This window comes from Xanthomonas sp. DAR 35659, assembly GCF_041242975.1.
In the GTDB taxonomy this organism is placed as follows: domain Bacteria; phylum Pseudomonadota; class Gammaproteobacteria; order Xanthomonadales; family Xanthomonadaceae; genus Xanthomonas_A; species Xanthomonas_A medicagonis.
This window is the reverse complement of record NZ_CP162488.1, coordinates 1,449,354-1,464,437: the sequence shown is the minus strand read 5'-3', so window position 1 is coordinate 1,464,437 and position 15,084 is coordinate 1,449,354. Positions and strand designations below refer to the sequence as shown.

11 protein-coding genes and 2 pseudogenes are annotated in these 15,084 nt (G+C 70.8%); 8 read left to right on the top strand and 5 right to left on the bottom strand.

All coding sequences use genetic code 11. The annotated features are described in order from the left end of the window. Window positions 1–12 precede the first annotated feature (12 nt). Window positions 13–1,053, bottom strand: coding sequence for an N-acetylmuramoyl-L-alanine amidase (locus tag AB3X07_RS06250; protein WP_369943572.1), 1,041 nt, complete (start codon window positions 1,051–1,053; stop codon window positions 13–15). Between the two features lie 534 nt (window positions 1,054–1,587). On the opposite strand from AB3X07_RS06250, the gene AB3X07_RS06245 reads away from it, so the two are divergent. Continuing rightward, a complete protein-coding gene (locus AB3X07_RS06245; RefSeq protein WP_369944669.1) occupies window positions 1,588–4,017 on the top strand; it encodes a glucose/quinate/shikimate family membrane-bound PQQ-dependent dehydrogenase in 2,430 nt (809 codons plus the stop codon). Between the two features lie 320 nt (window positions 4,018–4,337). Then, the gene (locus AB3X07_RS06240; protein ID WP_369943571.1) at window positions 4,338–6,197 is read left to right on the top strand and encodes a methyl-accepting chemotaxis protein; all 1,860 of its coding nucleotides are present in this window, start codon (window positions 4,338–4,340) and stop codon (window positions 6,195–6,197) included. 294 nt (window positions 6,198–6,491) lie between these two features. Here AB3X07_RS06240 and AB3X07_RS06235 read toward each other — a convergent pair whose 3' ends face one another. The 4 genes from AB3X07_RS06235 to rluD form a co-directional block, all read right to left on the bottom strand. Beyond that, a complete protein-coding gene (locus AB3X07_RS06235; protein ID WP_369944668.1) occupies window positions 6,492–6,917 on the bottom strand; it encodes a thiol-disulfide oxidoreductase DCC family protein in 426 nt (141 codons plus the stop codon). A 4-nt stretch (window positions 6,918–6,921) separates the two neighbouring features. Next, window positions 6,922–7,464 (bottom strand): DUF4166 domain-containing protein, encoded by a 543-nt coding sequence (locus tag AB3X07_RS06230; protein ID WP_369943570.1) that lies wholly within the window; start codon window positions 7,462–7,464, stop codon window positions 6,922–6,924. Continuing rightward, window positions 7,449–8,222, bottom strand: a complete 774-nt coding sequence (gene pgeF / locus AB3X07_RS06225) for a peptidoglycan editing factor PgeF (RefSeq protein WP_369943569.1) — start codon at window positions 8,220–8,222, stop codon at window positions 7,449–7,451. Before pgeF ends, AB3X07_RS06230 begins: the two co-directional genes overlap by 16 nt. A 196-nt stretch (window positions 8,223–8,418) precedes the next feature. Next, window positions 8,419–9,426 (bottom strand): 23S rRNA pseudouridine(1911/1915/1917) synthase RluD, encoded by a 1,008-nt coding sequence (gene rluD / locus AB3X07_RS06220; RefSeq protein WP_369943568.1) that lies wholly within the window; start codon window positions 9,424–9,426, stop codon window positions 8,419–8,421. A gap of 115 nt (window positions 9,427–9,541) precedes the next feature. On the opposite strand from rluD, the gene AB3X07_RS06215 reads away from it, so the two are divergent. The 6 genes and pseudogenes from AB3X07_RS06215 to AB3X07_RS06190 all read left to right on the top strand — a co-directional run bounded on the left by AB3X07_RS06215 (window position 9,542) and on the right by AB3X07_RS06190 (window position 15,074). Beyond that, window positions 9,542–10,420: an outer membrane protein assembly factor BamD gene (locus AB3X07_RS06215; RefSeq protein WP_369943567.1), complete on the top strand. Its 879-nt coding sequence runs from the start codon at window positions 9,542–9,544 to the stop codon at window positions 10,418–10,420. Window positions 10,421–10,830: 410 nt separating this feature from the next. Next, the gene (locus tag AB3X07_RS06210; protein ID WP_369943566.1) at window positions 10,831–11,289 is read left to right on the top strand and encodes a VOC family protein; all 459 of its coding nucleotides are present in this window, start codon (window positions 10,831–10,833) and stop codon (window positions 11,287–11,289) included. 122 nt (window positions 11,290–11,411) lie between these two features. Beyond that, window positions 11,412–11,993: pseudogene (locus tag AB3X07_RS06205) on the top strand (hypothetical protein); the annotation flags it as partial. Window positions 11,994–12,263: 270 nt separating this feature from the next. Beyond that, window positions 12,264–12,641: pseudogene (locus tag AB3X07_RS06200) on the top strand (hypothetical protein); the annotation flags it as partial. A gap of 52 nt (window positions 12,642–12,693) precedes the next feature. Further along, entirely contained in the window at window positions 12,694–13,431 is a 738-nt protein-coding gene (locus tag AB3X07_RS06195) for an ATP-binding cassette domain-containing protein (RefSeq protein ID WP_369943565.1), read from the top strand. A 194-nt stretch (window positions 13,432–13,625) separates the two neighbouring features. Further along, window positions 13,626–15,074: a glycine betaine ABC transporter substrate-binding protein gene (locus AB3X07_RS06190; protein ID WP_369943564.1), complete on the top strand. Its 1,449-nt coding sequence runs from the start codon at window positions 13,626–13,628 to the stop codon at window positions 15,072–15,074. Window positions 15,075–15,084 lie beyond the last annotated feature (10 nt).

Below are 15,084 nucleotides of genomic sequence, written 5' to 3'. Positions count from 1 at the left end.
TCCGGCGCGCCGCTATCGGCGCGGGCCTGCGGGTGACACCCCAGGAGCATCGGCGGCAGGAGCGACAGGAGCAGCAGGCACGGCAGGCGGGTAAAGCCCTGCGCCTTCCCCAGGCGATTTGCGCGAGATGACATCGTGCTGATACACGTCATGGTCGTTTAGTCCGAAGTTGTGCTGCAAGGTTCCCACCAGCCGTTGAATGGACGCCTGCTGCGCGGCGGTCGGCGGATCCCACGAATGCGTTGCCGCGTTGTAGCGACCGACGACCTCGATCCCGACGCTGTCGCCGTTGGTCGGGTAGCGCTCGGGATACGGACGCGTGGCTTCGACGGCATTGACCGCCTTGACCGCCGCCTCACGCCACTCGGGCGTCGTGCCCCTGGCGGTATCGAGCTGGCGCTGGTCGCCCGGCGTGATCGTGCCCTCCACTTCGCCGCGCGAACGCACCGGGCCCACGTGCCAGGCCTGCCTGTCGACGCTGACGGTTTGGTGGATGGTGCCGTCGGTGTCGATCAGGAAGTGCGCCCCGGTCGCCGCCGCGCGCGTCCGCCAGGTAGCGAGCGTGCCGGCCGCCGTGGTGGAGTCGGTCCGGTGCAGCACGATGCCATTCACCTGCGGCAGGGCGCCATGTTCGATCTTTGCGACCGGCGTGCGGGTGATGCCCGGATCGGTCAGGAAGCCGTCCCGACCGATCGTGGTCTCGCGCCCGAACGGCGCCAGCGATTGCTGCGCGGGTCGCGCGGCCGCCTCCATCGGCGCGCCGAACCGCAATGCCGCGGGATCGGGATCGTGCGTGTGGTAGCCCGGCCTCGGCAGCACCATCACCGAAGGGCGTGGCGCACTCGGATCGCCCGCCACGACCTGGCCGATATCGCGCGCCGTCATATGCGGTTGCCGCGCGCGCAGATCGGCGTACAAGGCGGCGGCCAGATTGGCGTTCTGCTCCGGCGTGCCGATATGCAGGTCCTGCACCCCGGTCAGCAGGCGCTGGTACATCTCGTGGTCGGGATGGAGCGGGTCGCTGGGAAGTCGAACGGTCGGCGGATTGGCCATCGCAAGATCCTTCTTGGTCCTTGGGTCGGCGCAACGTGGCTGAATCGATGGAGTCCGGGAGCAGCGAGGCGGCCCACCGCCTCGTCGCCCGAACCTGGACGCGACATGCGCGCGCGGAACGGGCCGGTAGCGCGTCCGTACCATGCCATGCGGTGGTCCTCCGCGCTCGGGCACGCATCACGCAGGCGCACACGCCCGTGGTACCGGCGCGTGCCAGGCAGTGATGCCAGTCCCAATCCCGCTGCCGGGTCCGCAGCGTGCGCGGAACGGGACGCAAGGTTCCGTCCGCCGTCACGGGCAGCACACCGGCATCGCTTAAAATCGCGATACGCATCGCGCCGTTATCTGCACCCTGGGAGGGGTGGCGCGCTGTTGCCGATGTGCGCAGGGCCGCCGCTCAGACCGTGCCCGCGCCTGCTCCTCCCCTTCACGATCCGCCTGGCACCGCGGCAGTTCCCGCAGCGAACCCGGATCCTCGTCAGACATTCTCCCTCCATGACCGATCATTCTCCGAAACACGGACCGGGCCGCTGGCTGTTCGCCGCGTATGCCGTGGTCATCGCCCTGCTGGGCCTCGCGCTCGCCTTCATGGGCGGGCAACTCGTCGCCGTCGGCGGCTCCTGGTACTACCTGCTGGCCGGCCTCGCCCTGGCCATCTCCGGCGCGCTGCTGGCGCTCGGCCGCCGCGCCGGGCTCTGGCTGTTCGGCCTGACCCTGGCCGCCACCATCGCCTGGGCACTGGCCGAGGTCGGCCTGGACGGCTGGGCGCTGATCCCGCGCCTGGCGATGATCTCTGTGCTGGGCCTGCTGCTGTTGCCGTTCTGGAAGGTCGCGCGCCGGCGCCTGGCGCCGCTGTCCGGCCTGGGCTACGCGCTGGTCGCCGGCGTGCTGCCGGTGCTCGGTGCGCTGCTGGTGTTCGCGCCGCTGCTGTTCCCGCGCACGATCGAGCTGGCCAATCCGGCGCTGGCCGCGCAGCGGCCGCAGGCCGCGTTCAGCCGCGCCACGGTGCGCAGCCCCGACGGCAACGTCGCCGCCAACCACGATGCCGGCGACTGGACCGCCTACGCCGGTTCCAACCTGTCCAACCACTACAGCCCGGGCGCGCAGATCACCCCGGACAACGTCAAGGACCTGAAGATCGCCTGGGAATTCCACACCGGCGACCTCAAGCCGGCCGGTTCCAAGCTCGGCTACGCGTTCCAGAACACCCCGCTGAAGGTCGGCGACCTGGTCTACATCTGCACGCCGACGCAGAAAGTGATCGCGGTCGAGGCCACCACCGGCAAGGAGCGCTGGCGCTTCGATCCCAAGACCAACCCCAAGGCGATGGCCGGCGTCGCCGCCACCACCTGCCGCGGCGTGTCCTATTTCGAGGCCACCACCCCGGTCGCCGAATGCGCCAAGCGCATTTTCTGGCCGATGGTGGACGGGCGCCTGGGCGCGCTCGACGCGGCCACCGGCAAGCTGTGCGAGAGCTTCGGCGACCACGGCTACGTCGACCTGAACAAGGACACCGGCAACACCAAGCCCGGCTTCGTCGGCCCGACCTCGCCGCCGGTGGTGATGCGCGGCGTGGTGATCCAGCCCACCGGCCAGGTCCGCGACGGCCAGGAACGCGACGCGCCGTCCGGCGTGGTGCGCGCCTTCGACGCGGTCAGCGGCCAGCTGCGCTGGGCCTGGGATCTGGGCAACCCGGCGATCGACGCCGCGCCGCCGGCCGGCCAGACCTACACCCGCTCGACCCCGAACGTGTGGTCGCTGATGGCCGCCGACGACGAACTGGGCCTGGTCTACCTGCCCACCGGCAACGCCTCCGGTGACTTCTTCGGCAAGGGCCGCACTCCCCAGGAGGAGGAGTACACCGCCTCGCTGGTCGCGCTGGATGCGGCCACCGGCAAGGAGCGCTGGCACTTCCGCACCGTCAACCACGACCTGTGGGACTACGACATCGGCCCGCAGCCGAACCTGGTCGATTTCCCGGTCCCCGGTGGCGGCACGCGCCCGGCGGTGATCCAGGCGACCAAGTCCGGCCAGGTGTTCGTACTCGACCGCGAGACCGGCAAGCCGATCATGCCGGTGCGGCAACTGCCGGTGCCGCAGGGCACCGACCACGGCGACTGGACCGCCAAGACCCAGCCGGTGTCGCCGGGCATGCCCAATACCGTCGGCGCGCCGAGCAAGGACTACGAGACCATCGTCGAATCCGACGCCTGGGGCATCACCCCGTTCGACCAGTTGGCCTGCCGCATCCAGTTCAAGAAGCTGCGCTACGAAGGCATGTTCACCCCGCCCAGCCTGCAGGGATCGCTGTCGTTCACCGGCAACCACGGCGGCATCAACTGGGGCGGCGTCTCGGTCGATCTGCAGCGCGGCATCATGGTGATGAACAGCAACCGCCTGCCGTACACCGAGAACGTGTACCCACGGCAAAAGATGAACGCCCTCGGCGTGGTCTCTGTGTTCAACGGCAAGAGCAAGACGCCCGGCTACATGGCCCAGGAAGGCCTGGCCTACGGCGCGCGCAAGGAACCGTGGATGTCGCCGCTGAACACGCCGTGCATCGCCCCGCCGTGGGGCTACATCTCCGGGGTGGACCTGCGCACCCAGCAGGTGATCTGGCGGCGTCCGCTGGGCACCGGCTACGACCAGGGCCCGATGGGCATCCCGTCGAAGATGAAGTTCGAACTGGGCACGCCCAACAACAGCGGTTCGCTGGCCACCGCCGGCGGGGTGACCTTCATCGGCGCGGCGCTGGACAACTTCCTGCGCGGCTACGACACCCAGACCGGCAAGCTGCTGTGGGAAGTGCGGGTGCCGGCCGGCCCGCAGGCCGCGCCGCTGAGCTATACGGTGGACGGCAAGCAGTACATCGTCGCCGCGATCGGCGGCCACGACCGCATGGAGACCAAGCCCGGCGACAGCGTGATCGCCTGGACCCTGCCGGACGCCGCGCCGGCGAAGTAACGCCGGTCCGCTTCCGATGCACCCGATCGGCCGTCGCAAGACGGCCGGTTTTTTTGTGCTCGGCGCACTACGCGGCCAACAGCGGCGCGTTCGCGCGCAGGCGCGTAGCGGAAGCAGCGACCTCGCCGAGCGCTCTATTGCGTCGCAGCAAAAAATGGAACGTTTTCAGCGACCTATCTCACCGATTCTGGCGCGATATTTCCGACGAGCGGTCTGTGCGGCGGTCAAGCACGCGGACCTGCGGGCCGATACTGAGGGGCATATTTCTTCACTTTGTCGACGCGAGCGGATCGCGCCGACCTTCCCAGCCGGTAGCCGCCATGACCTTGCCAGACGCCGCATCCCCTCGCCCGATCGGCCGCCTCCGCCTGCCCCCGCGCCCGTTGCTGCTCGCCCTGGCCTATGCGCTCGGCCTGTTGGCGATGGCGCTGTACGCGTTGCACGTCGGCCGCCAGCTTGGGCCGAACGGGCCGGCGCTGGCGCGCCTGGCGCCGGCACTGGCCGCCGCGGCGCTGCTGGTGGCGGCACTGTCCTGGGCCGGCACGCGGCGCGCGGCGCCGTCGCAGCGCGCGCTGCAGGCGGTGCAGGCGCTGGGCGAAGGCCGCTTCGAGCAACGCCTCGATGGCGCCGCGGACGCGGCCGACGCGGCGCTGCTGCGCGCATTGCAGACCGCGCAGGCGCGGCTGGCCGAGCGCCAGGCGCAGACCGAGGCCGAGTTGCGCCGCGGCCGCTTCGTGCTGCAGGCGCTGGACGACCTGGACACCATGGTCCGCATCGCCGACGACGACGGCCGCGTGCATTTCGCCAACCGCAAGCTGCTGCAGATGCTGCGCGCGATCGAACCCGACGTGCAGAGCTTCCGCCCCGAGTTCCGCGCCGAGCGCTTCGTCGGCGGCAGCATCGGCGACATCTATCCCGACAGCCAGGCCGCGATCGACCGCATGCGCGCGCTGACCGGCTCCAAGCGCGTGCGCGCGCCGTTCTTCGGCCGCCAGATCGACTTCGTCTACAGCCCGATCACCAGCGCCGAGGGCGTGCGCCTGGGCACCATCGCGCAATGGGAGGACGTGACCGCGCAGGTGAACGCCGAGCAGGCGCTGACCACGGTGATCGAGGCCGCCGCGCACGGCGATTTCAGCCGCCGTCTCGACACCGCGGCGATGGACGGCGTGCTCAAGGCGCTGGCCGAAGGCGTCAACCGCATTTCCGATTCGGTGGAAAGCAACCTCGCCGCGCTGGCCAGCGCGCTGGCCGCGCTCGCCGAAGGCGACCTCACCCACCGCATCGACGGCCAGGCGCAGGGCGTGTTCGCGCGCCTGCGCGAGGACACCCACCGCACCGTGGCCAGATTGACCGAGATCATCGTCGGCATCCAAAGCGCGGCCGAGGCGATCCGCCGCGCCGCGGTGGAGATCGCCGCCGGCAACACCGACCTGTCCGACCGCACCGAGCAGCAGGCGGCGAGCCTGGAGGAAACCGCCAGCGCGATGGAGGAACTGACCTCGGCGGTGAAGCAGAACGCCGACAATGCGCAGCAGGCCAACGGCCTGGCGCAACGCACCGGCGAGGTGGCCCGCTCCGGCGGCGAGGTGATGGACGAGGTGATCGCGACGATGGGCGCGATCAGCACCTCGTCGCAGCGCATCGGCGAGATCATCGGCGTAATCGACGGCATCGCCTTCCAGACCAACATCCTGGCGCTCAACGCCGCGGTGGAGGCGGCGCGCGCCGGCGAACAGGGCCGCGGCTTCGCCGTGGTCGCCTCGGAAGTGCGCTCGCTGGCGCAGCGCTCGGCGGACGCGGCCAAGGAGATCAAGCAACTGATCGAGGATTCCACGCGCAAGGTCACGCTCGGCGCGGAGTTGGTGAACCGCGCCGGCGCGACCATGCACGAGATCGTCGGCGCGGTGCAGCGGGTGACCGGGCTGATCGGCGAGATCAGCGCCGCCAGCGCCGAACAGTCCAGCGGCATCGAGCAGGTCAACCGCACGGTGATGCAACTGGACGAAGTGACCCAGCGCAACGCCGCGCTGGTCGAGGAAGCGACCGCCGCCGCGCGTAGCATGGAGGAACAGGCCGGCAGCCTGGCCACCGCGGTGGCGGTGTTCCGCATCGATCGCAACGCCGGCGCGCAGGCCGGCGCCGGCAACGTCACCGCGTTGCTGCGCGGCACGGGCTAGGGCGTCGCGGGTACGCCGGCTTCGGGGATGCTGCAGTCATCCGGGAAGCATGCCGATGCGCTCGACGCGGACCCGGCACGTGGGATTTTCTCGATCACAGAACATCACGAAGGCGAACCGGGGTGCGGCGATCGCAGGGGTGGCTGCCGCGTTCTCCATGGACGCCTTGGCATCGCAGCAGTTTCGTTTTTCTGTCGCGGCTGAAGCCGCTCCTACAAGAAACCGCGGCGCGCCTGTAGGAGCGGCTTCAGCCGCGACAGGAACACGGAACGCGCGGACGGCACCGACGCGCGTTCACTCCAGAAAACGCGAACGCTGCTCCGGGTCGGGCAGGAAGCATTGCGAGGAAGTGCCGAACCAGCGATAACGGTTGCGCGCCAGCACCCGGTACGCGGCATCGCGCCAGCGCCGCGGCACCAGCCGCAGCAGCGCGACCACGCGCCAGGCGCCGCCGAGGCCGGCGATCACGCCGATCGCCGCGTCCGAATCGGTCCACGCGCGTTGCGGGGTCAGCAGCAGGAACGACAGCGGGTCGTCCGGATCCACCCCGTTGGCCTGCAGCAAGGCGCGGCCACTGGCCGATTGCACCGAGGCAAAGCGGTAGCGGCCGCGGCGATCGAACCGCAACAGGAAGCGCACCCAGCGACTGCACAGCAGGCACACGCCGTCGAACACGACGATCGCGCCACCGGCGTCCGGCGCCGGCAGTGGCGCGCGCATCGGCTCAGGCCGGGTCAAGCAGGCCCTCGTAGCGGATGAACGGACCGATCCACGGCAGCGCCACCTCGACCAGGAACGCATAGCGGCCGGCGTGCTCGCTTTCGCGGCAGTGCACCCCGGCCAGCCAGCGCCGCGGCAGCGGCAGCACGCCGAACGCCCAGGCGCGCGTGGCGCTCCAGACGATGGCCGCACCGTCCACGCGCAACGCGAACTCGAACTCGACCGCGCCCAGCCGCTCGCGCAGCCGGCCGTCCCGCAGCCAGAGCCGCGACGGCATCGCGTGCGCGCCGAAGCGGCGCTCCCAGCGCTCGCCGCGCGCGTCGGCGCTGAAGGTCACCTCCACCGGGGTGGCGGCGCTGGCCGGCGGCAGCCGCGCCAACCACGCGCACAGCGGGAGCAACGGATGCCGGCCGCGGCGCACCTCGGCATGGCCCACGTAGCGCTGCCGCTGCGGCACCGAATGCAGCGCGCGCAGCGCCGGCGGCAGCCCCGCGAACGCCGCGCCGAGCACCTGCGCGAACAGCGGCGCGCTCAGTCCCCGATCCACGCCAGCGTCGCCATGCGGCCGCTGCGGCGATCGCGGCGATAGGAAAAGAAGCGCCGCGCGTCGGTGATCGTGCACAGGCCGCCGCCGTGCACCTGCGCGGCCGGCACCCCGGCCGCGGCCAGCCGTTGCCGCGCCAGCGCAGACAGATCCACCCGCCAATGGCCGGGACGGGTCGCGACGAAGGCGCTGGCCGCGGCCGGGTCGTGCGCGAGGAAGGCATCGCGCACGTTGCTGCCGATCTCGTAGGCGTCCGGCCCCGCCGCCGGCCCCAGCCAGGCCTGCAGCTGCGCCGCCGGGGTGCGCAGCGCGGCGACCGTGGCCTCCAGCACGCCGGCGGCCAGGCCCTGCCAGCCGGCATGCGCGGCGCCGATTTCGCTGCCGTCGCGGGCGGCGAACACCACCGGCAGGCAATCGGCGGTCAGGATCGCCAGCACCACCCCGGGCACGCCGGTGACCGCCGCGTCGGCGGTCGGTTCGGCGTCGATGCCGATGGCGGCAGGCGGGCGCTCGAAGCGCAGCACCTGCACGCCGTGCACCTGCCGCAGCCAGTGCGGCGGCGTTGGCAGCGCCAGGCGCGCGGCGAGTTCGTCGCGGTTGCGCTGCACCGTGTCCGGATCGTCGCCCTCGGCGGCGGTACGGTTGCCCAGGTTGAAGCGGTCGAACGGCGGCAGCGAGGCGCCGGCGCCGTGGCGCAGCGTGGTCAGCGCGCGTACCCGCGGCGGGGTCGGCCACTCGGCGGGAAGCACGAAATCGCTCATGCGCGCGCCCGCCGAGCCGGCGCCACGGGGGTGGCGACCGCGCACGCCGGCAGCAGGCGATGGCTGCCCTGCCCGCCGGCCCGCCCCGTGGCGGCGGACGCGCCGCCTGTGCTGCGGCCACGCGGACGCGAGGCGCGCGCCGCGGCGGCTGGGCCGCCGGCGCGCGTCCAGGCCTGGCCCGGCAGCGCGCCCATGCTCAGCGCCGCGCCTGCGCGGCGGCCAACTGCGAGTCGACGCGCAGCGCCGCCAACAGGCGCTGCAGGTCGGCCGGCACCGCGGCGGTGGCGCGCACCGGCTCGCCATGCACGGGATGCTTGAACTCCAGCGTCTCGGCATGCAGCGCCTGGCGCTTGAAGCCGCGCAACTCGGCGATCAGCTCCTCGGTGGCGCCCTTGGGCAGCTTCAGCGGCCCGCCGTACAGCGGGTCGCCGATGATCGGGTGCTTCAGATGCGCCATGTGCACGCGGATCTGGTGGGTGCGCCCGGTCTCCAGGCGGCATTCCAGCGCGGTGTGGGCGCGGAAGCGCTCGCGCAGCCGGTAGTGGGTGACCGCGTCGCGGCCGTCCTCGCGTACCGCCATGCGCAGGCGGTCGCGCGGGTGGCGGTCGATCGGCGCGTTGGCGGTGCCGCCGGAGACCAGCGGCCCGGCCACCACCGCCAGGTACTGGCGGTGCACGTCGCGCGCGGACAGCTGCGCCACCAGCGAGGTATGCGCCGGCAGGGTCCGCGCCACCACCATCGCGCCGCTGGTGTCCTTGTCCAGGCGGTGCACGATGCCGGCGCGCGGCAGCGCCGCCAGCGACGGATCGCGGTACAGCAGGGCGTTGACCAGGGTACCGCTGGGGTTGCCGGCGCCCGGATGGACGACCAGCCCGGCCGGCTTGTTCAGCACGATGACCTGGTCGTCCTCGTACAGCACCTCCAGCGGGATGTCCTCGGGCAGGGCGTGGGTCTGGGTGTCCAGGACCGCGTGCAGGCTGGCGATCTCGCCGCCGCGCAGGGCGTCGCGCGGCCGCGCCGGGGCGCCGTCCAGCAGCGCGTCGCCGGACTTGATCCATTCGGCCAGGCGCGAGCGCGAGAATTCGGGAAACAGCTCGGCCAGCACCGCGTCGAAGCGGCGGCCGGCGGCATGGTCGGGCACCCGCGCCTGGCGCGGGCCGTCGGGGGCGGCGTCCTCGGGAGAGTCCGGGAGGGTATTGGGCATGAAAAGGGCACGGCTACGTCGGAAAGGGAGGGCCGCGGCGGCCATAGTCAGTCGCCGGACAGGCCACTAGGCTATCATCGCCCCTTCGCATTCCTGACGTGTCCCGCCCGAACCCATGATCCGACGCTCCGTCCCGCTCTCCGCGCACGTCCGTTTCATCGCCCTGATCCTGGTCATGGCCGTCGTGGCGACGGGTTGCCACCGCCAGAAGAACAAGAATCCCGAGGAAGGGATGCCGGTGGAGCAGCTGTACCAGAAGGCGCACTCGCAGATGGAGAGCGGCAACTGGGCCGGCGCCGAGGGCAGCTTCAAGCGCCTGATCGCGCAGTACCCGTATGGGCAGTACACCGAGCAGGCGATGATGGAAAGCGCCTACGCGCAGTACAAGGCCGGCAAGCACGACGATGCGGTGTCCAGCATCGACCGCTTCATCCGCACCTACCCGACCCACCGCAACATCGCCTACATGTACTACCTGCGCGGCCTGTCCAACAGCAACCGCGACACGGTGTTCCTGCGCCGGGTGTGGTCGCTGGACCCGAGCCGCCGCGACCTGTCCACGCCGCAGCAGGCCTACGCCGACTTCAACATCGTCGCCGAGCGCTATCCCAACAGCCGCTACGCCGCCGATGCGCGCCAGCGCATGATCGCGCTGCGCAACGTGTTCGCCCAGCAGGAGTTGGACAACGCCCTGTACTACCTGCGCCGCGATGCCTGGGTCTCGGCCGCCGGCCGCGCCACCTACCTGCTGGAAACCTATCCGCAGAGCGCCTACCAGTACGACGCGGTGGCGGTGCTGGCCGAGGCCTACACCCACCTGGGCAACAAGCCGCTGGCCGACGACGCCCGCCGCGTGCTGGAGCTCAACGATCCCCAGCACCCGTGGCTGAGCGGCAACTGGCCCAAGTACCCGTGGATGATCCGCAAGCTCAACCCGTTCGCCGGCGAGAAGTCGGCCTCCACCGGGCAGGCCAACTCGCAGATGGCGCGCTGATCCATCGCGCGACCGGATGCACACCGACAGGGGCCGAAAGGCCCCTGTCGCGTTTTGGCGGCCACGGCGTTGCTGGCGCAACCATGCCCACCGGCCGCCGGCGTCCATGCGGGACCGCGGCTGTCCGAGCAACCGCCAGCGGCGGCGGCCTGGAGAGCGTCACAGGCCACTGGCGCTGGCCACCGCCAGCGTCGCGATCTGTGGTGCAGCGCCCAGCCGCTGTGCACCGGCGCCGCTGCGCTTGCTAGGCTCGATCCACTCGCCCGCCGTTGCTGTGCGCCTGTAGCGCCTGTTGATCAAGACATACGTTGACCGAGGACGGGAGGCATGGCATGTCCGCTTTCCTTCAGGGGCATGCGCCGTGCTGCGCAAGCTCACACCTGGCCCGTCGACCCTTAAAGGATCATTTGATGAATTCCGACCACATGGTGCATGCAGTCGATCATATTGGCTTCGCAGTCAGCTCATTGGAAGAAGCCATTCGCTTCTGGACAATTGGACTCGGGTTCACTCTTGAACGTCAGTCGGAAATGGGCGGGCAATTCCTTTTGCAAGTCACCGGCACCGCCGATCCGAACGTGCGAACAGCGATCGTCAAAGGTCCAGATGGCAGCCGAATAGAGTTGCTGGAGTATTCGCAGGGCGACCGCCACGGCATCACCCCACCTACGGCATCAGCGATTGGCTCGGCGCATTTGGCATTGAGAGTGCAAGACATGCACGCCGTCCTTGGACGCATCGAGCAAGCGGGCTGGCAAGCAAGAGGCAAGCCTCAACCGATTCCCGCAGGACCACGCAAGGGAACTCTGGTTGTGTATGTGACTGGGCCAGACCATATCACTCTGGAACTGATGCAGGCGAATCAGTAGCTTCCTGCCAACCGCCCCCACCTCCATGTTATGAGCGCTGCCGTTGCAGCGGACAACTCATGCTTACAAGAACAGCGCCGTCCGTCGCCGCAGCGCTCGCCGGCCCCGCCAGGAGACGCGCCATGTCCCGCTTGCTCGCCGCTCTGCTGCTCCTGTCGTTCGACCTCGCTCTCGGCGCCGCCCTGCCCGCCGGTGCCGCCGAGCGCAGCGCCGCCGTGCCGGCCATCGTGTTCGGGGTCAACGGCCACGACGACCGCCCCGCCTATCCGCTGAGCCAGGCCGAGGCGGTGTTCCAGTTGCTCGACCAACGCAACCTGCGCAGCTACCGCCTCGATGTGGATCCGCGCAACTTCGCCGTGCTCGATCGGCTGGTGCTGCTGTCGCGCCGCTACGGCATCGCACTGCAGCCGATGGTGTATCCGATGTCGCAGGAGGCCGGATACGCGCTGGCACGCCGCTATGCCAACGACATCAAGGTCTGGGAGATCGGCAACGAGCAGGATCTGGACCGCGCCGCCGCCCCGGCGCGGATCGCGGCGATGACCACCATGTACCGCGGCATGAAGCAGGCCTCCGACGAGTTGGGCGCCGGCCTGCAGTTCACCATCAACATCACCGCCTGCAACAGCGACGACCATTCGGCCAACGCGCGCTGCCCCGGCGACCGCAACGGCTCGCTGTGGTTCCTGGGCCAGGCCAAGGCCTAGGGCATGCCATCCCTTCCCGAGCATGCCGCGCCGCGGTTGCGCGTGCCCGTGGCAAGGAAGAGCGAGGAAGTGGACGTCGGTCCACGCCCGAGCGATGACGCGGCCACGGGCGCGCGCAACCGCGGCCCTTCGGGTTGGGTCTGGTAGGCGCGCCGCCAGCGCCGCGCGGCTTGACCTGACGGCCAGTCAGGCGCTTCGCCACGCAACGCCGGCGGCGCGCCTACCAGACCCAACGCGGCATGCTCGGGAAGGGATGGCATGCCCTAGGGCTTCGACTTCGACCGCATCAGCTTCCACTACTACGCCTTCCACGGGGAACGCGGCTACTGGATGTACCTGGGGCAGTTGCGCGCCGCCGCGCAGAAATACGGCACCAAGGTGTACGTCAACGAGCTCAACTGCGCCGAGGTGTACACCGGCACCACCGATGGCGGCCACCCTGGCGACGGCGCCTGCTACGACAGCGTGGCGGAGCTGCTGCAGACGCTGCGCGGCGACTATGCCGACGTGGTCGCCGAGATCAATCTCTACGAACTGCTCGACCAGCCGGACCAGCAGGGCGCGGAAGCCCATTTCGGCCTGATGTACGACCTGAGCCGGCCGAAACCGACCTTGGACCTGCTGACCGACGCCGCCACGCGCTGAAGCCGCGCCGTCTTCGCGCGGCGTGGTCGCGGCCTGCGGCTATGCTTCGGCCATGTTCGCACTGCACCAGGTCACCCGCCGCTACGGCGACACGCTCGCGCTGGACCGGGTCGATCTGACCATCGCGCCCGGCCGCACCACCGCGCTGATCGGCCCCAGTGGCGCCGGCAAGTCCAGCGTGCTGCGCATGCTGCTCGGGCTGGAGTGGCCGGACGCCGGCGAAGTCCGCTTCCAGGGCGAGCCGCTGCGCCGCGCCACCCTGCTGGCGCAACGCCGCCGCATCGGCTACGTGATCCAGGAAGGCGGGCTGTTCCCGCACCTGAGCGCGCGCGACAACGCCGCGCTGCTCGCGCGGACCCTGGGCTGGGCGCGATCGCGGATCGATGCGCGCCTGCACGAGCTGGCCGCGCTATGCCGCCTGCCGGACGTGCTGCTGGCGCGCTATCCGGCCGAATTGTCCGGTGGCCAGCGCCAACGCGTCGGCCTGATCCGCGCGCTGCTGCTGGACCCGCCGGTGCTGCTGCTGGACGAGCCGCTGGGCGCGCTCGATCCGATCGTGCGCCACGAACTGCAGACGCAGATGCGCGAGTTGTTCGCCCTGCTGGGCAAGACCGTGGTGCTGGTGACCCACGACGTCGCCGAGGCCGCCTACCTGGGCGATACGCTGGTGCTGATGCGCGGCGGGCGCATCGTGCAACAAGGCAGCGTGCGCACCTTGCTGGACGCGCCGGCCGAGCCTTTCGTCGGCCAGTTCCTGCACGCGCAACGCACCTTGGAAGACGCGCGGTGAGGGCGGCCGGCGGGATAGTCTGGTCGCGACCGAGGCACGCATCGGTGGATTGCGGGCCGCGGCAACAAACACGTCACGGCGCCATGCCATGCGACCACCTCGCCCCCCTGCATGGACGGCGATCGCAGCTACTGCGCGGCATCGGTTGGATCGCGCGGCGGCTGCGCGCTTCGGCGCTGCTGGTGTTCGCGGCAATGCTCGCCCTGCTCGCCGGCGTGGCCGGCGCGGCGCCGGAGAAGGTGGTGGTGGGTTCCAAGAACTTCACCGAGGCGGTGGTCCTCGGCGAGATCGCCGCCGGCGCCGGGCGCCAGGCCGGCGTGGAGGTCGAACACCGGCGCCAGCTCGGCGGCACCCGCATCCTGTGGCGCGCCCTGGAGCAGGGGTCGATCGATGCCTATGCCGAGTACACCGGCACCCTGGCCGCCGAACTCCTGCAGATGCCCGACGCCGACGACGCCGCGTTGCGCCGCGCGCTGGCGCAGCGCGGGCTGGCGATGAGCGCACCGCTGGGCTTCGACAACACCTATGCGTTCGGCATGCGCCGGCAGCGCGCGCAGGCGCTGGGCATCGCCCGCCTCTCCGACTTGGCCGCGCATCCGACGCTGAAGCTGGGGCTCAGCAACGAATTCATCTCGCGCGCCGACGGCTGGCCCGGGGTGCGCGACGCCTACCGCCTGCCGCAGACCCCGACCGGACTCGACCACGACCTGGCCTATCGCGCGCTGGACAGCGGCGCGATCGACCTCACCGACCTGTACAGCACCGACGCCGAGATCCCGGCGCACGACCTGCTGGTGCTGCAGGACGACCGCCACTATTTCCCGCGCTACGCCGCGGTGTTCCTGTACCGCGCCGACCTGGCGCAACGCGCGCCGCGCTTCGTACAGGCGCTGCAAGGCCTGGGCGGGCGCATCGACGCGGCGACGATGCAACGGCTCAATGCCGAAGCGAAGCTCGACAAGCGCGCCGAAAGCGCGATCGCCGCGCAGTGGCTGGGCATCGCCGCGCCGGCGCAGGACAGCCGGCTGGTGCGGGGACTGCAGCGCACGCGCGAACACCTGGCGCTGGTCGGCCTGTCGCTGGGCCTGGCCCTGCTGGTCGCGCTGCCGCTGGGCATCCTCGCCGCGTACCGGCCGCGGCTCGGCCAGCTGGTGCTGTCGTTGACCGGCGTGCTGCAGACGCTGCCGTCGCTGGCGGTGTTCGTGTTCATGATCCCGTTGTTCGGCATCGGCGCCAAACCGGCGATCGCCGCGTTGTTCCTGTATAGCCTGCTGCCGATCGTGCGCAACACCCATGCCGGCCTGACCGGCATCGCCCGCGAACTGCGCGAGACCGCCGCGGCGATCGGCCTGCCGCCGGGCACGCGGCTGTTGCGAATCGAACTGCCGCTGGCATTGCGCACCATCCTGGCCGGCATCAAGACCGCGGCGGTGATCAACGTCGGCACCGCCACCCTGGGCGCGCTGATCGGCGCCGGCGGCTACGGCCAGCCGATCCTCACCGGCATCCGCCTGGACGACCTGGGCCTGATCCTGGAAGGCGCGGTGCCGGCGGCGGCGCTGGCGCTGCTGGTGCAGGGCCTGTTCGAGATCCTGGAGCGGGTGCTGACCCCGCGCGGCCTGCGCCTGGCGGCGCGGCGCTGAAGCCTGCGCG